The 18668-nt window shown below is 72.6% G+C and carries 19 protein-coding genes; 11 read left to right on the top strand and 8 right to left on the bottom strand.

Annotated features, from left to right (window positions below):
- Positions 1-20 precede the first annotated feature (20 nt).
- The 5 genes from ABD236_RS06465 to ABD236_RS06445 all read left to right on the top strand — a co-directional run bounded on the left by ABD236_RS06465 (position 21) and on the right by ABD236_RS06445 (position 4707).
- Positions 21-803, top strand: a complete 783-nt coding sequence (locus tag ABD236_RS06465) for an SDR family oxidoreductase (protein ID WP_344071070.1) — start codon at positions 21-23, stop codon at positions 801-803.
- A gap of 33 nt (positions 804-836) precedes the next feature.
- A complete protein-coding gene (locus tag ABD236_RS06460; RefSeq protein ID WP_344071067.1) occupies positions 837-1688 on the top strand; it encodes a tryptophan 2,3-dioxygenase in 852 nt (283 codons plus the stop codon).
- The gene (locus ABD236_RS06455) at positions 1681-2520 is read left to right on the top strand and encodes an alpha/beta hydrolase family protein (RefSeq protein WP_425543822.1); all 840 of its coding nucleotides are present in this window, start codon (positions 1681-1683) and stop codon (positions 2518-2520) included. Before ABD236_RS06460 ends, ABD236_RS06455 begins: the two co-directional genes overlap by 8 nt.
- 145 nt (positions 2521-2665) lie before the next feature.
- Positions 2666-4138, top strand: a complete 1473-nt coding sequence (locus tag ABD236_RS06450) for an MFS transporter (protein ID WP_344071063.1) — start codon at positions 2666-2668, stop codon at positions 4136-4138.
- A complete protein-coding gene (locus tag ABD236_RS06445) occupies positions 4135-4707 on the top strand; it encodes a TetR/AcrR family transcriptional regulator (protein WP_344071061.1) in 573 nt (190 codons plus the stop codon). Before ABD236_RS06450 ends, ABD236_RS06445 begins: the two co-directional genes overlap by 4 nt.
- Here ABD236_RS06445 and ABD236_RS06440 read toward each other — a convergent pair.
- Positions 4704-5891, bottom strand: a complete 1188-nt coding sequence (locus ABD236_RS06440; RefSeq protein WP_344071059.1) for a sensor histidine kinase — start codon at positions 5889-5891, stop codon at positions 4704-4706. The two genes, ABD236_RS06445 and ABD236_RS06440, sit on opposite strands and share 4 nt — an antisense overlap.
- Positions 5888-6547 carry a response regulator transcription factor gene (locus ABD236_RS06435; protein ID WP_344071057.1) on the bottom strand — a complete coding sequence of 220 codons (660 nt, stop codon included), beginning with the start codon at positions 6545-6547 and terminating at the stop codon, positions 5888-5890. Before ABD236_RS06435 ends, ABD236_RS06440 begins: the two co-directional genes overlap by 4 nt.
- Positions 6548-6636: 89 nt before the next feature.
- Here ABD236_RS06435 and ABD236_RS06430 point away from each other — a divergent pair, with 89 nt between their 5' ends.
- From ABD236_RS06430 to ABD236_RS06415, 4 genes are read left to right on the top strand one after another with little or no spacing between them, the layout of a single operon-like run.
- A complete protein-coding gene (locus ABD236_RS06430) occupies positions 6637-7134 on the top strand; it encodes a hypothetical protein (protein ID WP_344071055.1) in 498 nt (165 codons plus the stop codon).
- Entirely contained in the window at positions 7131-8189 is a 1059-nt protein-coding gene (locus ABD236_RS06425) for an efflux RND transporter periplasmic adaptor subunit (protein ID WP_344071053.1), read from the top strand. The genes ABD236_RS06430 and ABD236_RS06425 overlap by 4 nt, the downstream gene beginning before the upstream one ends.
- A complete protein-coding gene (locus ABD236_RS06420) occupies positions 8186-8878 on the top strand; it encodes an ABC transporter ATP-binding protein (RefSeq protein ID WP_344071051.1) in 693 nt (230 codons plus the stop codon). Before ABD236_RS06425 ends, ABD236_RS06420 begins: the two co-directional genes overlap by 4 nt.
- Positions 8872-10113, top strand: a complete 1242-nt coding sequence (locus ABD236_RS06415) for an ABC transporter permease (RefSeq protein ID WP_425543821.1) — start codon at positions 8872-8874, stop codon at positions 10111-10113. The genes ABD236_RS06420 and ABD236_RS06415 overlap by 7 nt, the downstream gene beginning before the upstream one ends.
- Positions 10114-10176: 63 nt before the next feature.
- On the opposite strand, the gene cynS is transcribed toward ABD236_RS06415, so the two are convergent.
- Together cynS and ABD236_RS06405 are read right to left on the bottom strand one after the other, a co-directional pair.
- Positions 10177-10647, bottom strand: a complete 471-nt coding sequence (gene cynS, locus ABD236_RS06410) for a cyanase (protein ID WP_344071049.1) — start codon at positions 10645-10647, stop codon at positions 10177-10179.
- 44 nt (positions 10648-10691) lie between these two features.
- The gene (locus ABD236_RS06405) at positions 10692-11285 is read right to left on the bottom strand and encodes a carbonic anhydrase (RefSeq protein WP_344071047.1); all 594 of its coding nucleotides are present in this window, start codon (positions 11283-11285) and stop codon (positions 10692-10694) included.
- Positions 11286-11407: 122 nt separating this feature from the next.
- Here ABD236_RS06405 and cynR point away from each other — a divergent pair, with 122 nt between their 5' ends.
- Both cynR and ABD236_RS06395 read left to right on the top strand, forming a co-directional pair.
- The gene (gene cynR, locus ABD236_RS06400; protein WP_344071044.1) at positions 11408-12304 is read left to right on the top strand and encodes a transcriptional regulator CynR; all 897 of its coding nucleotides are present in this window, start codon (positions 11408-11410) and stop codon (positions 12302-12304) included.
- Positions 12305-12388: 84 nt separating this feature from the next.
- Positions 12389-13555: an alpha-hydroxy-acid oxidizing protein gene (locus tag ABD236_RS06395; RefSeq protein WP_344071042.1), complete on the top strand. Its 1167-nt coding sequence runs from the start codon at positions 12389-12391 to the stop codon at positions 13553-13555.
- A 66-nt stretch (positions 13556-13621) separates the two neighbouring features.
- Here the strand turns inward: ABD236_RS06395 and ABD236_RS06390 are convergent, their stop codons facing one another.
- The 4 genes from ABD236_RS06390 to ABD236_RS06375 all read right to left on the bottom strand — a co-directional run bounded on the left by ABD236_RS06390 (position 13622) and on the right by ABD236_RS06375 (position 18357).
- Positions 13622-14437: an AfsR/SARP family transcriptional regulator gene (locus ABD236_RS06390; protein ID WP_344071039.1), complete on the bottom strand. Its 816-nt coding sequence runs from the start codon at positions 14435-14437 to the stop codon at positions 13622-13624.
- 293 nt (positions 14438-14730) lie between these two features.
- Positions 14731-15963: an alpha/beta hydrolase family protein gene (locus tag ABD236_RS06385; protein WP_344071037.1), complete on the bottom strand. Its 1233-nt coding sequence runs from the start codon at positions 15961-15963 to the stop codon at positions 14731-14733.
- A gap of 121 nt (positions 15964-16084) precedes the next feature.
- Positions 16085-16759, bottom strand: a complete 675-nt coding sequence (locus ABD236_RS06380) for a TetR/AcrR family transcriptional regulator (RefSeq protein WP_344071034.1) — start codon at positions 16757-16759, stop codon at positions 16085-16087.
- Between the two features lie 2 nt (positions 16760-16761).
- A complete protein-coding gene (locus tag ABD236_RS06375) occupies positions 16762-18357 on the bottom strand; it encodes a DHA2 family efflux MFS transporter permease subunit (protein ID WP_344071032.1) in 1596 nt (531 codons plus the stop codon).
- Positions 18358-18668 lie beyond the last annotated feature (311 nt).

Raw genomic sequence — 18668 nt, 5'->3', positions numbered from 1 at the left:
CGATCACAGGAGTGTGGAGCATGACCAGTACGGGCAGGCTGAGCGACCGGACGGCGCTGGTGACCGGGGGCAGCCGGGGAATCGGCCGGGCGATCTCGCTGCGGCTCGCCGCCGAGGGCGCCCTGGTGGCCGTCCACTACGGACACCGCACCGAGGCCGCCGAGGAGGCCGTCGCCGAGATCGAGGCGGCGGGCGGGCGGGCGTTCGCGCTCCGGGCCGAGCTCGGGGTGCCCGGCGACGCCGAGACGCTGTGGAGCGCCTTCGACAAGGGGCTCTCCGAGTACGGCGCCCGGCCCGGCCTGGACATCCTCGTCAACAACGCCGGGATCACCCTGCCCAAGCGGATCTCGGACGTGAGCGAGGAGGAGTACGACCGGCTCTTCGCCGTCAACGTCAAGGCCCCCTTCTTCGTGATCAAGGAGGGGCTCACCCGGCTGCGCGACGGCGGCCGCATCATCAACATCTCCTCCGGCGTCACCCGGATCGCCATGCCGAACATCTCCGCGTACTCGATGACCAAGGGCGCCCTGGACACCCTCACCCTCGCCCTCGCCCCGGAGCTGGGCCCGCGCGGGATCACCGTGAACGCGGTGGCGCCCGGCTTCACCTACACGGAGATCAACCCGACGCTGAAGGTGCCGGAGGTGCTGAACGCGTACGCGGCCACCTCCGTCTTCAACCGGATCGGCCGCCCGTCGGACATCGCCGACGTGGTGGCGTTCGTGGCGAGTGACGACGCGCGCTGGGTCACCGGCCAGTTGCTGGACGCGACCGGGGGCGCGCACATCGGAATGCCGGCCTGACCGCCCGGCCCGCCCCACGACCTACGGAGACCCATGACCGAGCAGACCAGCGCCCTCGCCGCGCCCTCGGCCGCCGACGAGGCGCCCCAGGTGCGGTTCGAGGGGGCGACGCCGTACGACGACTACGTCCACGCCTCCCTGCTGTCCTCCCTCCAGCGGCCGCTCTCCAACGACCCCGGTGAGATGGGGTTCATCGTCACCACCCAGGTGATGGAGCTGTGGTTCACCCTCATCGTGTACGAGTGGCGCACGGCCCGGGACGCCCTGTCGAAGGACGACCTGGAGCAGGCGATGGAGGCGCTGCGCCGCAGCCGCCGCTCGCACCAGGCGCTCAACGACTCCTGGGCCCCGCTGGCGGCGCTGACCCCGGCCCAGTTCAACGGATTCCGCGCGGCGTTCGGCGAGGCCTCCGGGTTCCAGTCGGCGATGTACCGGCACATGGAGTTCCTGCTCGCCGACAAGTCCCGCTCCATGGTGCAGGCGCACCGCGGGGACCCCGCCGTGTACGCCGAGTTGGAGGAGGCGCTGGCCGAGCCCTCCCTCTACGACGAGGTGCTGCGCTTCCTCTACCGGCGCGGGCTTCCGGTGCCGGAGCACGTGGTGGAGCGCGAGGTGACCGAGCCCTACCAGCCGGACTCCTGGGTGGAGGAGGTGTGGCGGCAGGTGTACGCCGGGCCGCAGGACAGCCCGCTGGTGCGCCTCGGCGAGGAGCTCACCGAGGTCGCCGAGCTGGTGCTGCGCTGGCGCCATGACCATCTGCTGGCGACCCGCCGGGCGATGGGCGCCAAGGCGGGCAGCGGCGGCTCCCCCGGGGTCGCGTGGCTGGAGAAGCGCGCCCGCCGGTCCGTGTTCCCCGAGCTCTGGACGGCCCGCAGCTATGTCTGAGACCCCCGCTGTGTCCGAGACCCCCGCGCCCGCGCGCCGGACCCCTTCCGCGTTCGCGCTGGAGGAGGAGCGCCGGGTGCTGAGCATCCGGCCGGTGCTCGCCCCCGTACACCGCAAGTACGGCTCGCATCCGCACCAGGTGTACGACCTGTGGCCGGCCGAGGACCCGGACGCGCCGATGGTGATGCTGCTGCACGGCGGCTACTGGCGCTACGACCGGATGCATCTGACCCCGTTCGCGGCCCATCTGGCGAAGGCCGGGTTCACCACGGTGCTGCCGGGCTTCCGGCGGTCGGGCGGGGCGGGCGGCTACCCCGCCACCTTCGACGACATCGCCCTCGCCGTGGACACCATCCCCGAGGGGCGGCCGTACGTCCTGGCGGGCCACTGCTCCGGCGGACATCTCGCCCTGTGGGCCGGGGCGCGCGGGCTGCTGCCCGAGAGCTCGCCCTGGTACACGGACCGGCTGCCCACCGCGATCCTGGGTCTCGCCCCGATCACGGACCTGGCGGCGACGATCCGCGACGACCTCAGCGACGGGGCGGGGCTGCAACTGCTCGGCGGCGCCGAACAGGCCGGGGCGCGGCTCCCGCTGGTCGACCCGCTCACGATGCTGCGGGGGAAGGGGTCGACGGGGGTACGGACGGTGGTGCTGCACGGGGCCGTGGACGAGGAGGTGCCGCTCGGGCAGTTCACGGACTACGTCGCGGTGCATACGGATGCGGAGCATGTGGTTCTGCCTGACACCGGGCATTACACGCTGATCGAGCCGGGGTCGGAGGCGTCCGGTGCGGTGATCGCGGTGCTCCGGCGGCTGGCTTCGCGGGGCTGAGTGCGAGGTAGCTCGTCTGCGGGCCGTCGTCGGCTGAGCGCGCAGTTCCCCGCGCCCCAGGGAAACGGGGCGCGGGGGGTGCACAAGCGTTTACCCTGATGGGGGGTGAACAGTTGTGCACCCCCTTTTCGGCCTCTGGAGCAGCATGACCGCGGTGACCGCCACCCCCGCCCCCTCGCCCCGTGCCCGGTTCGTCGTGCCGGTGCTCGCCTTCTGCGGTGTGGTCGTCGCCGTGATGCAGACGCTGGTCGTGCCGCTGCTGCCGCACGTGCCGGAGCTCACCGGGAGCACCCCGGGCGCCGCGGGCTGGCTCGTCACCGTCACGCTGCTCACCGGCGCGGTCTTCACCCCGGTCCTCGGCCGGGTCGGCGACATGTACGGCAAGCGGCGCGTCCTGCTCGCCTCGCTCGGTGTGCTGACCGCCGGGTCCGTGCTGTGCGCGGCCACCTCCGACATCGGTGTGCTCATCGCGGGCCGGGCGCTCCAGGGCGCCGCCCTCGCCGTCATCCCGCTCGGCATCAGCATCATCCGCGACGAGCTGCCGCCGGCCCGGGTGCTGCCGTCCATAGCCCTGATGAGCTCCACCCTGGGCATCGGCGCCGCCGTGGGGCTCCCGGTGGCGGCGCTGGTCGTGGAGAACTTCGACTGGCACACCATGTTCTGGGCGTCGGCCGCGCTCGGCCTGCTCGATCTGCTCCTGGTGCTCTGGGTCGTGCCGGAGTCCCCGGTGCGCACCCCGGGCCGCTTCGACGTGCTCGGCACCCTCGGCCTCACCGCCGCCCTGGTCGGTCTGCTGCTCGCGATCACCCAGGGCGCCGACTGGGGCTGGACCTCGGCGCCCACCCTCGGGCTGCTCGCCGGTTCGCTGGTGGTGGCCCTCGTCTGGGGGCGCTATGAGCTGCGTACCGAGTCCCCGATGGTCGATCTGCGGGTCTCGGCGCGGCCCACGGTCCTGCTCACCAACCTCGCCGCTCTCTTCATCGGTTTCGCCTTCTACGCCAACTCCCTGGTGACCGCGCAGATGGTGCAGGAGCCCGAGGCCACGGGATACGGGCTGGGCGCCTCCATCGTGGTCAGCGGGCTGTGTCTGCTGCCCGGCGGGCTCTCGATGGTCGCGCTGTCGCCGGTGTCGGCCAAGATCTCCGCGAAGTACGGGCCCCGGACCGCCCTCGCCCTGGCCGCCTGCGTGATGGTGGTCGGTTACCTCGTACGGTTCTTCACCAGCCACAGCCTCTGGCTGATCGTGGCGGGCGCCACCGTGGTCTCCGCCGGGACCGCCATCGCGTACTCGGCGCTCCCGGCCCTAGTGATGCAGGGCGTCCCGGTGAGCGAGACCGGCGCCGCCAACGGCATCAACACACTGATGCGCTCGGTGGGTCAGGCGTGTTGCAGCGCCGTGGTCACCGCGGTCCTGGCCAATGTCACCTTCGTGGCGGCCGGGCGCACCGCGCCCACCCTGCACGCGTATCTGCTGATCTTCCTGATCGCGGCGGGCGCCGCGCTCGCGGCCCTGGTGGCGACGGCGTTCCTGCCCGCGCGGCGGCCGGAGCGCGCCACGGCCGCGCCCGGTACGGTCGCGGGGACGACATCGGTGCCGGCGGCCCAGGAGGGCAGATGACCACCGCCCCTGGGGACGGTACGGCCCCCGAGCAGGGCACCGGGCGCGACGCCATCCTGCGGGCCGCCCGCCGCGCCTTCGCCCTGCGCGCCTACGCCGAGGTGACCCTGCGGGGCATCGCGGCCGACGCGGGGGTGAGCCCGTCCCTGATCGTGAAGCGGTTCGGCAGCAAGGAGCAGCTGTTCCACACCGTGGCCGACTTCCAGCCCGTGGCCGACGAGCTGTTCGCGGCGCCGCCCGCCTCGCTGGGGCGCCATCTGGTGCTCACGCTGCTGCGGCTGCGTGACGAGTTCCGGGGTGATCCGCTGCTTCGGGTCGTCTTCTCGCTCGGGCGGGACGACGAGCGCACGCTGCTGCGGGATCGCTTCCGGGAGCAGGTGACGTCCCGGCTCTCCGGGCTGCTGCCCGGGCCCGACGGGGAGTTGCGGGCCGAGTTGATCGCCGGACAGTTGCTGGGGCTGGGCGCGACACTGAGCCTGCACCGGCCCGGTGCGGGCAATCTCGCCTCGCCCGAGCGGGTCGCGGATCTGTATGCGCCGGGCTTGCAGCGGCTGATCGAGGGCGACTAAGCACCTGCTGCGGGAAAGGTCACCCGCACGGTGAGGCCACCTCCTTCCCCGTTCGCGTACGCCGTAGCCCTCCCCCCGTGTGCCCGGGCGATCGCCTCGACGATCGACATGCCCAGGCCCGCTCCCTCGCCGGGGGCGTGGCGGTGGCGGGGAGTGAGGCGGCGGAAGGGTTCGAAGAGGAGGTGGACCGTGTCCGGGGGGATCTCCGGGCCGGTGTTGGACACCGTGAGGCCGTCGGGGCCGGTGTGGACCTCGACCCGGCCGTGCGGCACGTTGTGGCGGATGCCGTTGGCCACCAGGTTGTGCAGCAGCCGGTCGAGGAGGACCGCGTCCCCGGACACGGTCAGGGGCTCGGCCCGGAGTGTCACGGTGACGCCTCGCTCCTCGGCCTCCCGCGCCAGCGCGTCCACCGCCTGACGGGCGACCTCGTCCAGCGCCACCGGCTCGCGGCGCTCCAGGCCCTGCTCGGAGGCGGCGAGCAGCAGCAGCCCCTCGATGATCCGCTCGCTGTCGTCGGCGACGGCGATCAGCTTGGCGCGGATGCGGGCCACCTTGGGCGCGTCCGGTTCGCCCGCGAGCCCGATCTCGGCCGCCGCCCGCTGGACGGCCACCGGGGTGCGCAGCTCATGGGCGGCGTTGGCGGCGAACCGCTGCTGGGCCGAGACGAGCTGCTCCATCCGTCCGAGCATCTGGTCGAAGGTGTCCGCGAGCTCCTTGAGCTCCCCCGGCGGCGCCTCCAGGGCGATCCGCTCGTGCAGGTTCTCGCCGGACAGCCGCCGCGCGGTCTCGGTGATCACGGCCACCGGGCGCAGCACCCGGCCCGCCAGCCACCAGGCCAGCGCGACGGAGAGCACCGCGTACGCGCAGAGCACGATCACCGAGACCGCGAGCAGCCGGTTGAGCGCGGCGTCCTCGGCCGCGTCGCTGAGCGTACGGGTGACCGCGAGGCCCCGTACGGCACCGGGCGGCAGCGGGGCCGGGCTCGCGGGTACGGCGCTCTGCCGGGGAGCGGCGGTGGGCAGGTCCTTCAGCTCCCTGGCCGGCACGGCGGTGGTCACGGCCGTGCTGATGGAGGTGTAGAGCCCCTGCTGGACCAGTACGTACACGACGCCCGTGAGCAGCGCGCCCGCCAGGACGAGGAGCCCTCCGTACAGCGCGGTCAGCCGGGCCCGCTCGGACTTCACGCGCCGATCCGGTAGCCCGCGCCGGGCACCGTCTCCACCACCGGCGGCTCGCCCAGTTTGGCGCGCAGCTTGCTGAGGGTGACCCGTACGGCGTTGGTGCGGTAGCTGGTGTGCTCCTCCCACACCTGCTCGATGAGGTCCTCGCCGCTGACCACCGCGCCCTCGGCCCGCAGCAGCGCCTCCAGGACCGCGAACTCCTTGCGCGACAGGTGCAGATGGCGTCCGTCGCGGCTGGCCTGGCGGCGGGCGGTGTCCAGGACGAGCCCGGCGCGCTCCAGGACGGGCGGCAGCGCGGGCCGGGCCCGGCGGCCGAGCGCGAGGACCCGGGCGAGGAGTTCGTCGTACGCGAACGGCTTGGCGAGGTAGTCGTCGGCGCCCAGGCCGAGGCCCTCCACCCGGTCGCGCACGGTCCCGGCGGCCGTCAGCATCAGCACCCGGGTGAGCAGCCGCTCCTCGACCACGTGGCGGCAGACCTCGTCACCGTGCAGACCGGGCAGATCGCGGTCGAGGACCAGCACGTCGTACGCGCCGAGGGCCAGTTTGCGCAGGGCCTCGGGGCCGTCGGGGGCCACGTCCACGGCGAGCGCGTCACGGCGCAGCCCCTCGGCGATCATCTCCGCCAGGAATTCCTCGTCCTCCACCACCAGTACGCGCATTCCCCCTGTGTATCCGAAAGCGGCCTTTCGCCGTTGTTAACGCATCCGCTGAGAGAAACGAAACACCCCCGCGCGCCAGGCTCCGGGCCATGACGACTTCGCAGCGACACCTCGGCAGGATCCTGGCGGCCACCGCCCTGTGCGCGCTGGCGCTCGCCGCCACCGGCTGCTCGGGCGACAAGGGCTCGAACGGCGGCGACAGCGTGGGCGACGCGGGCAAGAAGGCCGACCAGGCCCTGGAGCACCGCAAGTGCCTGCGCGAGCAGGGGCTGAACGTGCCGGAGCCCGAGCCCGGCCAGGACGAGCGCGCCGTGAGCATCTCCGGCGACGGTATGAGCAAGGAGAAGATGGAGAAGGCACTCAAGGCGTGCGCGGGCAAGGGCGGCGGCGCGGGTGGCGGCCAGGGTGCCACCCAGGCGGACAAGGACAAGATGCTCAAGTACGCCCGGTGCATGCGCGAGAACGGCTTCAACATGCCCGACCCCAAGTTCGACGGCGGGATGATGTCGGCCCAGCGCATCCCGGAGGGCGCCGAGAAGGCGAAGTTCGACAAGGCGAACAAGGCGTGCGAGAGCGTCGGCCGATGAGCCGCCGCCGACTGGCCGTCGCGCTCACCACGATCGTCCTGGTCGCCGGGGGCGGCGTCGCCGTGACCGCCCTCGGCACCCCCGACCACAAGAAGTCCGAGGACCGCTCCGGCCTTCCGCCCGCCACCACGCCCGTCACCCGCGGCGACCTCAGCGACAGCTCCCAGCAGGACGGGACGCTCGGCTTCCTCGGCGAGCGCCGGATCAACGCGGGCGCCGACGGCACCCTCAACTGGATCGCCGCTACGGGTTCGACCGTGCGGCGCGACGGCCGCCTCTACGAAGTGGACGGCAGGCCGGTGCGGCTGATGTACGGGTCGGAGCCGATGTACCGGACACTCAAGAGCGGCGACAAGGGCAAGGACGTGCGCCAGGTGGAGGAGAACCTGGCCGCGCTCGGCTACACCGGCCTCACCGTCGACGACGAGTACACCGCGGCCACCGCGGCCGCGGTCAAGCGCTGGCAGAAGTCCCACGGCCTCTGGCAGACCGGGCAGCTCGGACCCGACCAGATCGCCTTCGCGGGCAGCGCCCTGCGGATCAAGGAGGCGGGTGCGGCGCCCGGCGACCCGGTGGGCCCCGGCAAGCCGGTGCTCACCGTCACCGGCTCGGAGCGGGTCGTCCGGTTCAAGGTGGCGGTGGCGGACGCGGGGCTCGCGAAGACCGGCACCAAGGTCTCCGTACAGCTGCCGGACGGCACCAGGGCGCCGGGCCGGGTGAGCGGTGTCGGAAAGACCGCGAAGCCCGGCGACGACGCCCAGGACAGGACGCCGAAGATCGAGATCACGGTCTCCTTCGACGACCCGAAGAAGGTCGACGGCTTCGACCAGGCGCCCGTCACCGTCGAGCTGACCGGCGAGACGAGGAAGGACGTCCTGTCCGTCCCGGTCAACGCGCTGCTGGCGCTGCCGGGCGGCGGCTTCGGGGTCCAGGTGGTGGAGCACGGCACCGCCCGCGAGGTCGCGGTCGAGCTCGGGATGTTCGGGCAGGGGCGCGTGGAGGTCAGCGGCAGCGGGCTGCGCGAGGGAACGAAGGTCGGGGTGCCGTCCGTATGAGCACGGTCGTCCGGCTCTCGGGGGTCACCAAGGAGTACGCGGGAGGCGTCCGGGCCCTCGACGGGGTCGATCTCACCGTCGCGCGGGGCGAGTTGCTGGCGATCGTCGGCCCGTCCGGCTCCGGCAAGTCCACCCTTTTGCACATCGTCGGCACCCTGGACCGGCCCTCCGCCGGGACCGTGGAGATCGCGGGCCACGACGTGGCCTCGCTGACCGACCGGCGTCTCTCGGCGCTGCGCGCGCAGCACATCGGCTTCGTCTTCCAGGCGTTCCATCTGGTGCCGGGCGTCAGCGCCCGGGACAACGTGGCCGAGGGCCTGCTCTACTCGGGGCTCCCACGCGCCCGGCGCCGCTCCCTGGCCGCCGACGCGCTGGCCCGGGTGGGCCTGGCGGACCGGATGAAGCACCGCCCGCACGAGCTGTCCGGCGGGCAGAAGCAGCGCGTCGCCATCGCCCGGGCCGTGGTCGGCGAGCCCGATCTGCTGCTGGCGGACGAGCCGACCGGGGCGCTGGACTCGGCGTCCGGTCAGGCCGTGATGGAGCTGCTGCACGCACTCAACCAGGAGGGGGCGACCATCGCCGTCATCACCCATGACACCGAGACGGCGGCGGGGCTCCCCCGCCAGGTCCGCATCCGCGACGGACGGGTCGTCGCGGACACCGCACGGGGAAAGGTCGCGGCGTGCTGACCTCCAGTGCCTCCGGCACACCTGGTTCCCCTCGTTCGGGCGGCACGCGTCTCAGGGCGGCGCGCCTGGGCCCCCGGGACGTGCTGCACGTCGGCTCGGCCGGGCTGCGCAGCCGTCCGGTGCGGGTGGTGCTCTCGGCACTGGGGATCGCCATCGGCATCGCGACGATGATCGCGGTGGTCGGTATCTCGGCCTCCAGTCAGGCGCAGCTGATGCGCCGACTGGACGCGCTGGGCACCAACATGCTGGTGGCCAAGCCCGGCGAGAGCATGTTCAGCGGGCAGCAGGTGAAGCTGCCCAAGGACGCGCCGGGCATGGTGGGGCGCATCGCCGGGGTGCGGGAGGTGGGCGCCACCGGTGACCTCAAGCAGTCCGTGCGGCGCACCGAGAAGATCCCCAAGGGCGAGACCGGCGGGATCGCGGTCAAGGCGGGCAGCGAGCGGCTGCTCCAGGTGCTGCGCGGCAAGGTCACCTCGGGCACCTGGCTGAACGCCGCCAACGGCCGCTATCCGTCCGTGGTGCTCGGCCATGTCGCCGCCGGCCGGCTCGGCGTCACCGGCCCGGGGCAGCAGGTGTGGATCGGCGACCGGTACTTCACGGTCGTCGGCGTCCTGGACCCGCTGCCGCTGGCGCCCGAGATCGAGCGGTCGGCGCTGGTCGGCTGGGCGGCGGCGCAGCGGCTGCTCGGCTTCGACGGCCACCCCACGGCCGTGTACGAGCGGTCCACCGACGCCTCGGTGCGGCAGGTGCAGAAGCTGCTCGCCCCGACCGTCGACCCGCGCAATCCGCAGAACGTCTCCGTCAGCGATCCCTCGGCTGCCCTCCAGGCGAAGGCGGCGACCGAGGGCGCCCTGTCCACGCTGCTGCTCGGGCTGGGCGGGATCGCGCTCCTGGTGGGCGGCGTCGGGGTGGCCAACACCATGATCATCTCGGTTCTGGAGCGCCGCCACGAGATCGGGCTGCGCCGTTCGCTGGGCGCCACCCGGGGCCAGATCCGGATCCAGTTCGTCGCGGAGTCGCTGATGCTCTCGGGCCTCGGCGGGCTGGCGGGTGTGGGTCTCGGCGCGGCCGCGACCGGGGTGTACGCCTCCTCGGGCGGGCTGCCGTGGGTGGTCCCGCTGTGGGCGGTCGCCGGCGGCTTCGGGGCGACCCTGCTGATCGGCACGGTCGCGGGCCTGTATCCGGCGGTACGGGCGGCACGGCTCTCCCCCACGCTGGCGCTGCACGCGGCGTAGGGGGAGACGGCGAGCGGGCGGCGGGTCGTCGTGGGGGACGGCCCGCCGCCCTCGCGCCACGGGTCAGAACGGCTTGGTCGGCAGGTACTTGCCGTCCAGGGTGATCACCGCGCGCTCGCCGCCCTCGGGGTCGGCGACCTTGCGCACATCCAGCCTGAAGTTGATCGCGCTGATGATGCCGTCCCCGAACTGCTCGTGGACCAGTGCCTTCAGCGTGGTGCCGTACACCTGGAGCATCTCGTGGAAGCGGTAGATCGTCGGATCGGTCGGGGTGCCGCCCTGGAGGGAGCCGCGCGTCGGGATGGTCGTGAGCAGCATCGCGGCCTCGTCGTCCAGGCCCAGGAGCTCGGCGACCGCCTTGGCGGCGTCGGCGGGCAGGGCGTGCTGGCCGAGCACGGCGGCGGTGACGAAGGCGACCGACAGACCGGTGACGTCGGCTATCCGCTGCCAGGAGAGGTCCTTGCGGAGCTTGGCCTCGACGGCGGTGACGGCGAGGGCCTGGCGGGCGGCGGGGTCGAACTGGGCGTGCTGCATGGGGAGTTGGTTCCTTCCGAGAGGATGGGTGAAGTGGGGTCCGGTCAGGCGGCGGTGGCGGCCGGGCGGGCGCCGAGTTCCTCGACGGTGCCGGTGGGGATGTCGTAGACCCAGCCGTGCAGGGTGAGGGTGTGCCGGGCGAGGGCGCGGGCCACCGAGGGGTGGGTGGCGAGGTTGGCGAGCTGGGCGCGGACGTTCTCGCGCACCAGGGCGCTCACCCGGTCTCCGCCCGTGGCGGTGGTGCGTGCCCGGGAGGCGTCGGCATGGCGCAGCCAGTCGCCGACGGCCGGCAGGCCCTCCAGGTCGTGGCCCTCGGCGAGCGCGGTCATCGCCCCGCAGGCGGAGTGCCCGCACACCACGACGTCGGTGACGCCGAGGACGGCGACCGCGTACTCCACGCTCGCCGCCACCCCGTCGCCGGCGGGGCCGTGGGCCGGGACGAGGTTGCCCGCGGTGCGGATGACGAACAGGTCGCCCGGCTCGCTCTGGGTGATCAGCTCGGGCACCACTCGGGCGTCGGAGCAGCCGATGAACAGCGTGCCGGGCCGATGGGTGCCGGCCAATGTGGCGAAAAGGTCCGCCTTGGCCGGGAAGACGTCACGGCGGAACCGCGCGACGCCCTCGGTGAGGTCGTGCATGTCACTCCCTTCAGTGGCTGTCGCCCTTGCGGGCTGACGAGATCCACCATGCATGACCTGGACCTATAGCGTCCAAGACGTACTGAACATCTCTTCTATTGGTCTCATCTATAGTTGGTCTCATGGCTCCGGAACTGCGTCATCTGCGCTATCTGCTCGCCGTCGCCGAGCACGGCGGCTTCACCCGCGCCGCCGAGGAGCTGCGGATCTCCCAACCCACGCTCTCCCAGCAGGTCAAACAGCTCGAACGCACGGTGGGGGCGCAGCTCCTGGACCGCACCGGCCGGACCGTACGGCTCACCGACGCGGGCCAGACGTACGTCCACTACGCCCGCCGGGCGCTGCGGGAGCTGGCCGCCGCCGAGCGGGCCGTCCTGGACGTGGCCGACCTGTCGCGCGGCGGTCTGCGGCTGGCGGTGACGCCGACCTTCACCGCGTATCTCACCGGCCCCCTCGTCGCCGAGCTGCACGTCCGCCACCCCGGTCTCGCCCTGGACGTCAGGGAAATGGCGCAGGACCGGATCGAGGCCGGGCTGCTGGCCGACGAGCTCGACCTCGGCATCGCCTTCGACCGGCCCCGTCTGCCCGGTGTCAGCGGGGCGCCCCTGTTCACCGAGACGCTGACGCTGGTGACCGCCGACGCCCCCGACACCCCCGGTCCGCTGCCCGTCCATGAGCTGGCACACCGCCGACTCGCCCTGCTCAGCGGCGACTTCGCCACCCGCGGCCACATCGACGCCTACCTCACCGCACACCGGGTGCGGCCGGACATCGCCGTGGAGGCCAACTCCGTCCAGGCGCTCACCGAGATCGTCCGGCGCACCCCGCTGGCCACGGTGCTGCCCGACGCGGTCACGCACGACCACCCGTATCTGCGCCCGGTCCCCCTCGAACCCCCTCTGCCCGCCCGCACGGTGACCCTGTTGCGGCGCGAGAGCGCGTACGAGAGCGCCGCCGCCCGCGCCTTCACCCGTCTCACCCTCGAGCTCGTACGCAACCGCGCCTATCCGCCCGCGTGAAGCGGCGTCGGCGTCCGATGGGGCACTGTAGGGGCGCCCGGGCGAGGGCCCGTGGGAGCGGGATCGAGGGGAGAGGGCCGTCTGATGAACCAGCCGTTCGGTTTCTACCAGAACGAGATCTACTTCGAGGGGCTCGGCGGTGTGTCGCCGCGCTTCCCCCTCACGTACGGGGAGTTGGAGTCCCGCGCCGAGGCGGCGCTCGGTCCCTCCCTGTGGTCGTACGTGGCGGGCGGCGCGGGCGACGAGCACACCCAGCGGGTCAACGTCGGCGCCTTCGAGCGCTGGGGGCTGTATCCGAGGATGTTCGTCGGGGCCGCGCGGCGCGACCTGTCGGTGGAGCTGTTCGGGATGACGCTGCCGTCGCCGCTGTTCATGGCTCCGATCGGGGTCCTCGGACTGTGCGCCCAGGACGGGCACGGCGATCTGGCCACGGCCCGGGCGGCCGCCCGCACCGGCGTCCCGATGGTCGCCTCGACGCTGACCGTCGACCCGATGGAGCAGGTCGCCGCCGAGTCGGGCTCGACGCCCGGCTTCTTCCAGCTGTACACCCCCACCGACCGCGAGCTGGCCGAGAGCCTGGTGCGGCGCGCCGAGAAGGCGGGCTTCAAGGCCGTCGTGGTCACCCTGGACACCTGGGTGACGGGGTGGCGCCCGCGCGACCTGAGCACCGGCAACTTCCCCCAGCTGCGCGGCCACTGCCTGGCCAACTACTTCTCCGACCCGATATTCCGGGCCGGGCTCGAGCGCACCCCGGAGGAGGACCCCAGAGCCGCCGTGCTGCGCTGGGCGCAGCTCTTCGGCGCTCCGCTCACCTGGGACGATCTGCCCTGGCTGCGGTCGCTGACGGAGCTGCCGCTGGTCGTGAAGGGCATCTGCCACCCGGAGGACGCCCGACGCGCCCGCGACGGCGGCGTGGACGGCATCTACTGCTCCAACCACGGCGGCCGCCAGGCCAACGGCGGGCTGCCGGCCCTCGACGCGCTGCCCGGTGTGGTCGAGGCGGCCGGGACTCTGCCCGTGCTGTTCGACTCCGGTGTCCGCAGCGGGACGGACGTGGTGAAGGCCCTCGCGCTGGGCGCCACAGCGGTGGGAGTGGGGCGCCCGTACGCGTACGGACTGGCGCTCGGCGGTACCGACGGCGTCGTCCACGTACTGCGCTCGCTGCTCGCCGAGGCCGATCTGCTGATGGCCGTGGACGGCTATCCCACGCTCGCGGACCTCACACCGCAGTCCCTGCGGCGGGTTCTCTGACCTCGTGCGCCGGCTCGGGGTGCGGTCCGAGCCGACGCGGTCCGGGGGTGGTTGGAGGACAGGGTCTCAGCGCGCCGACGCCGTCACCCCGACGGCTTCCAGCCTGGCCGGATCGGCCCGCAGGATCGCCTCCTGGGTGAGCCGCAGCGGCGGGCCCGGCTCGACGCCGAGCTCCTCCCGGATCACCTGGCGGGCGCTGCGGTAGACGCCCAGGGCGTCGCCCTGGCGCCCGACGCGGTAGAGGGCGGCCATCAGCTGCCGGTAGAACGGCTCGCGCAGCGGGTGCTGGACGACCAGTCCCTTGAGCTCCTCTATCACCGCGTGATGGCGGCCCAGCGCCAGGGCTGATTCAATATTCAGCTCGATGCAGTTCAGCCGTTTCTCGTCTGCCACGGCGGCGAACGAGCTGATCTCCGAAGAGCCCGACATGCCGTCCAGAACGGGCCCCCGCCACAGGGCGAGGGCATTTCTCAGACACTCGGACGCGGCCGGGTAGTCGGCCGCCAGGTAACGTGCCCGGCCGCTTTCATACAGCCGCTCGAAGATCCGGACATCGAGTTGGTTCTGGCTGATGTCGAGAATGTAACCCGGGGAAACGGTGACGATCGGCGACGCCCGCCCCGGTGTGGCGAGCAGCTTGCGCAGCTGCGACACATAGACCCGCAGGCTCGCCGCCGCACAGCGCGGCGGATGCTGTTCCCAGAGCTCCGCCATGAGTTTGTCGCCCGGTACCGTCTCCCCTGCCCGGATCGTCAGCAGAGCCAGCAGCTTGCCGATCTTCGGTGGCGCCGGCGTCAGATCGACGTCGCCGCAGGTCACCCGCAGTCGCCCCAGCACCTCGTAGCGCAGCGGATGACTCGTTCGTGCATAGGACAGGGACACGTGACGCAACCCCCTTGAATGCATGCCGGGCATTCAACTAGTTCGGATCTCCCCGTTCACCCCAGGCCCTCGCGCCCAAGATTCACGCGATTGCCGATAAACATCGTAGTCGAGCACTCGTTACGTAACCATTAAAAGGGCGATAACACCTGGAGCGCAGCACCCAGGAGCCATTTCGGCCATCAATCAGCGAGAATTCGATTACTAATTCAGAGGGCCGCATACAGAAGTGCCCGAGGCGGGCGGCCGGGTGTCCCCCGGGCCGCCCGCCTCGGGCGTGCGTGTGCCGACCGTCAGACGGACGGCACGGGTTCGGGCTCCGCGGCCCCGGCCTTCGGCGCCTCGGCCAGCCAGGAGAAGACCCGGTCGTGGAAGAGGCTCATCGAGCCGGAGTGGCAGTGCGCTCCCCCGCCCCCGTCCGCGGTGAAGACATGCAGGGTCTTGGGGCTGTTCAGACCGGTGTACACCTTCTTGGCGTGTTCCAGACCGGCGAAGAACATGTCCTCCTCGGCGTCGAGCACCAGCACCGGACAGCGCACCCGCCCCACCACGTCCGCCAGGCTGAACGCGGGCATCCTGCGCAGCAGCTGGGCCGGGCTGTCCGCCCCGAACGTCCACATCGCCTGCCGCAGCAGCCAGCGCGTGAAGGTCTGCTGGACGGCGATCCCGTACATCACGGGGTTGGCGAAGTCGTCGCAGCCCTGCTCCACCCATTCGAGGACGAACGGCGGCAGCCACACCACGTCGCCCAGCTGCCAGACGGCGTCATGGGCGACGCACCCCGCCAGCCGGTGCTCGAAGGCGGCGGCGCGCACCGCGAGCAGCCCTCCGAGGCTGGTGCCCACCAGGGTGACGCGGTCGGGGTCCACCCCCGGCTGCGCGAGCGCGAAGTCGACCACGGGCGTGACCACCTCCTCCCAGTCCGGCCGGAAGGTGAGCTGCTGCTCGCGCAGCACCGAGCCCTGCCCGGGCCCCTCGAAGCAGAGGCAGTGGTAGCCGCGCGCCTGGGCGGCGGCCGCGATGAAGAAGTGGCCCTCTTCGAGGGTGGAGTCGATGCCGCCGTGGTGGATGAGCGTGGGGCGCGGCCCCTCGGAGTCGTCGGCCCGGTAGAAGTACCCCGGCAGCGAGCCGTCCCCGTACGGGATGCGGACGAACTCGGGCGGGCGCTCCATGAGCCGGGCGGCCTCGGCGAAGGTCTCCTTGGAGAGCCGCATCAACCGCGCCGCCTCGGGGTCGCGCAGCGGGTCGTCGCGCAGGAAGAACTCGGCGGTGCGGTAGTACGTGTGGGCGCGCAGCAGCGCGGAGCGGGCGTCGACGGTGCGGTGCTGGGCGAGCGCGGCCGTGGCGAGGCCGTGGACGCGTTCGGCGAGCGCGGTCCACTCGCGCCGCCAGGCGTCGGTGTCGCCGCCGGGGATGCGCGAGGCGACCGCGATGACCTCGCCGAGCTGGGCGCCGCCGAAGTCGGCGTAGCCGGCCGCGCGTAAGGCCTGGTAGTCGAAGGCGGGGTCGTCGAAGAGGAACTTCATGGTTGCGGCTCCTGGGTGGGGAGGTGGTTCGGGACCCGTCCGCGGGGACGGGCGGATGGCTCCGCGCGGCTGCGCGGCCGACCAGTGCGTACGCCGGTGCCCGGCCAGGGAGGCGGCCGGGCTACCGGGGTGTGGGGTGGGTCCTGGTGCCGTCGAGGAAGGTGTCGACGATGGCCTGCGCGAACGCGACCGACTCCACGGGCCGCTGACGCAGGATCAGCCGCGCCAGCATCGGCCCGGTGAGCAGCTCGATGGCCTGGTCGACGTCGAGACCGGGGCGCAGTTCCCCGCTGTCCAGCCCGTCGCGCAGCACCTGCCGCATGGCGTCCCTCCGTGCGGCGACCGCGCTGTCCTCGTAGCGCTGCACCAGCTGCGGCCGGTGCACCGCCTCCCCGAGGAGGCCGGCGAGCAGGCGGTGCAGATTGGTGTCCTGGCCGCGGTGGCGGATCTGGTCGACCAGGTCCACGAGACGGTCGCGCAGGGGCAGTCCGTCCGAGGGGGTGACGGGCACGTCGAGGCTGCTCAGGGCCGCGAGCACCAGCTCCTCCTTGTTGCGCCAGCGGCGGTAGACGGTGGCGCGGGCGACCCCGGCCCGCTGCGCCACCAGGTCCATCGACAGCGCGCTGAAGCTGCACCCCTCGCCCAGCAGGCCCAGGGTGCTCTCCAGGATCGACCGGTCGGCCGCGGGGTCGCGCCGGCGTCCGCCGCGGCCGGGGGGCCGGGCGGTGGGCGTGGACACGGGGCGGAGGCCGGCGGGCGCGGCGCCCTCGGCCTCCGGTGGAACGGGTGGTGGCATGCTCAGACCTCCGAGGAGTGGTGGACCCTGGCGGTTTCCTCCGCCCCGACGGGCCCGTCCGGGGTGCGGGCGGGCAGCAGGAGCAGGCTGACGAGGGCACCCAGGAAGGTGACCCCCGCGGCGACCAGTGCGGTGAGGTGCATCGCGGAGACGAACGAGGTGACGGCGTGGTCCGCGAGGGCGGCGCCGCGCGGGCCGAGCGCGTCGGCCACGGCGAGGCTGCTCTGGACGGACTCCCCCGCCTTGCCGCGCAGCCGGTCCGGCACGGCGTCCAGGTGGTCCGTCATCCGCGAGCGGTACGCGGTGGACAGCACCGAGCCGAGGACCGCGACCCCGAGCGCGCCGCCCACCTGGCGGAAGGTGGTGTTGACGGCCGAACCGGTGCCCGCGCGCTGCCGGGGGAGCGCCGACATGACGGCGGCGGTGGCGGGCGGCATCACACAGGCGATGCCCACACCGAGCACGAAGAAGACGGATTCGAGCAGCCACAGCGAGGTGTGCTCGTCGACGGTGGCGACGGTGAGGAACGCCAGGGTGGTCAGGGCCATCCCGAAGGCGCACACCGGGCGCACCCCGATCCGCTTGGCGGCGAGGGTGGCGGGCGGCGAGAACGCCAGCTGGGCGACGGCCAGCGGCAGCAGGCAGTACCCGGCCTGGAGCGGGGTCCAGCCGCGCACGCTCTGGAGGTAGAACACCAGGAAGAAGGTGGCGCCGAGGAGCGCGAAGAACACCAGGCCGATCACGGTGACGGCGGCCGAGAAGCGCGGCACGCGGAACAGCGCCACGTCCAGCGCGGGGCGCCGGGCCCGCCGCTCCCACAGGACGAAGGCGGCCAGCACGGCGAGCCCGCCCAGCATCGTGCCCCACACCCGGCCCGCCGCCCAGTCGTCCGACTCGCCGCCCTGGATCACCCCGTACACCAGCAGGGTCAGTCCGGCCACGGACAGGGCGACGCCCAGCGGGTCGTAGCCGCCGCGCCCGGGGTCCTTGGACTCCGGCACCACGACCAGCGCGGCGACCGTGCCGATCACCACGATCGGGATGTTGATGAGGAAGACCGAGCCCCACCAGAAGTGCTCCAGGAGCGCGCCGCCGGTGATGGGGCCGACCGCGACCGCGAGGCCCGCGGCCCCGGCCCAGATGCCGACGGCCTTGGCGTGTTCGGCGGGCGGGAAGACGTTCATGATGATCGCCAGGGTGGCCGGCATCACCAGCGCGCCGCCGACGCCGAGTCCGGCGCGGGCCGCGATGAGTTCACCCGCGCTGCCCGCGTAGGCGGACCAGAGCGAGCAGCCGCCGAAGACGACGAGCCCGGCCACCAGGGTGCGTTTGCGGCCCCAGCGGTCGGCCAGCACGCCGGTGCTGAACAGCAGGGCCGCGAAGACCAGCGTGTAGGAGTCCACCGACCACTGGAGCGCGCTGGAGGAGGCGCCCAGGCCCCGGGGTGCGGGCTCGGCGAGCGTCTTCAGGGCGACGTTCAGGATCGAGGTGTCGAGGACCACGAGCAGGAGGCTCACCACGAGGACGCCCAGGACCCACCAGCGGTGGGCGGCGGCCTGGTCCTGCTCGGTCGTACCGGTTGCGAGCTGAGTGGTCACGGGTGCCGCTCCTCGGAAGGAAGAGGGTGCTGCGTGAACTGCCGTCTGTGGCCGTGCGGTTGACGACGCTAGACCTGCCCGCCAATCGAGTCAATGGCGTATCGAAACAGTGTTGACTCACATCTGGGTGACGGGAGAGTGAGGAGAGCTTGCGGCACTGGGTGCCAACTTCTCCTTCCTCCACGTGTGAACACCCCTCGCTCTCCCCCTCCCCCGCGCACCCTGCGGGAACCTCCGAAGCTGCGACGTGCACCTCAAGGCTGCCTTTACACGTCCTTTTCGCTTCCCACCAACGATGGTTCGACAGATGG

It is taken from the genome of Streptomyces crystallinus (assembly GCF_039521265.1).
GTDB lineage: Bacteria > Actinomycetota > Actinomycetes > Streptomycetales > Streptomycetaceae > Streptomyces > Streptomyces crystallinus.
The sequence above is the reverse complement of the archived record's forward strand: the minus strand, read 5'-3'. Positions and strand labels throughout refer to the sequence as shown.

Excerpts from the sequence above, each read along its gene's own strand:
- ABD236_RS06420 (WP_344071051.1), top strand. The coding sequence starts at position 8,186 with ATGAGCACGGTCGTCCGGCTCTCGGGGGTCACCAAGGAGTACGCGGGA.
- ABD236_RS06445 (WP_344071061.1), top strand. The coding sequence starts at position 4,135 with ATGACCACCGCCCCTGGGGACGGTACGGCCCCCGAGCAGGGCACCGGG.
- ABD236_RS06460 (WP_344071067.1), top strand. The coding sequence starts at position 837 with ATGACCGAGCAGACCAGCGCCCTCGCCGCGCCCTCGGCCGCCGACGAG.
- cynR (WP_344071044.1), top strand. The coding sequence starts at position 11,408 with ATGGCTCCGGAACTGCGTCATCTGCGCTATCTGCTCGCCGTCGCCGAG.
- ABD236_RS06425 (WP_344071053.1), top strand. The coding sequence starts at position 7,131 with ATGAGCCGCCGCCGACTGGCCGTCGCGCTCACCACGATCGTCCTGGTC.
- ABD236_RS06380 (WP_344071034.1), bottom strand. The coding sequence starts at position 16,759 with ATGCCACCACCCGTTCCACCGGAGGCCGAGGGCGCCGCGCCCGCCGGC.
- ABD236_RS06435 (WP_344071057.1), bottom strand. The coding sequence starts at position 6,547 with ATGCGCGTACTGGTGGTGGAGGACGAGGAATTCCTGGCGGAGATGATC.
- ABD236_RS06405 (WP_344071047.1), bottom strand. The coding sequence starts at position 11,285 with ATGCACGACCTCACCGAGGGCGTCGCGCGGTTCCGCCGTGACGTCTTC.
- ABD236_RS06455 (WP_425543822.1), top strand. The coding sequence starts at position 1,681 with ATGTCTGAGACCCCCGCTGTGTCCGAGACCCCCGCGCCCGCGCGCCGG.
- ABD236_RS06465 (WP_344071070.1), top strand. The coding sequence starts at position 21 with ATGACCAGTACGGGCAGGCTGAGCGACCGGACGGCGCTGGTGACCGGG.
- ABD236_RS06385 (WP_344071037.1), bottom strand. The coding sequence starts at position 15,963 with ATGAAGTTCCTCTTCGACGACCCCGCCTTCGACTACCAGGCCTTACGC.
- ABD236_RS06430 (WP_344071055.1), top strand. The coding sequence starts at position 6,637 with ATGACGACTTCGCAGCGACACCTCGGCAGGATCCTGGCGGCCACCGCC.
- cynS (WP_344071049.1), bottom strand. The coding sequence starts at position 10,647 with ATGCAGCACGCCCAGTTCGACCCCGCCGCCCGCCAGGCCCTCGCCGTC.
- ABD236_RS06450 (WP_344071063.1), top strand. The coding sequence starts at position 2,666 with ATGACCGCGGTGACCGCCACCCCCGCCCCCTCGCCCCGTGCCCGGTTC.
- ABD236_RS06395 (WP_344071042.1), top strand. The coding sequence starts at position 12,389 with ATGAACCAGCCGTTCGGTTTCTACCAGAACGAGATCTACTTCGAGGGG.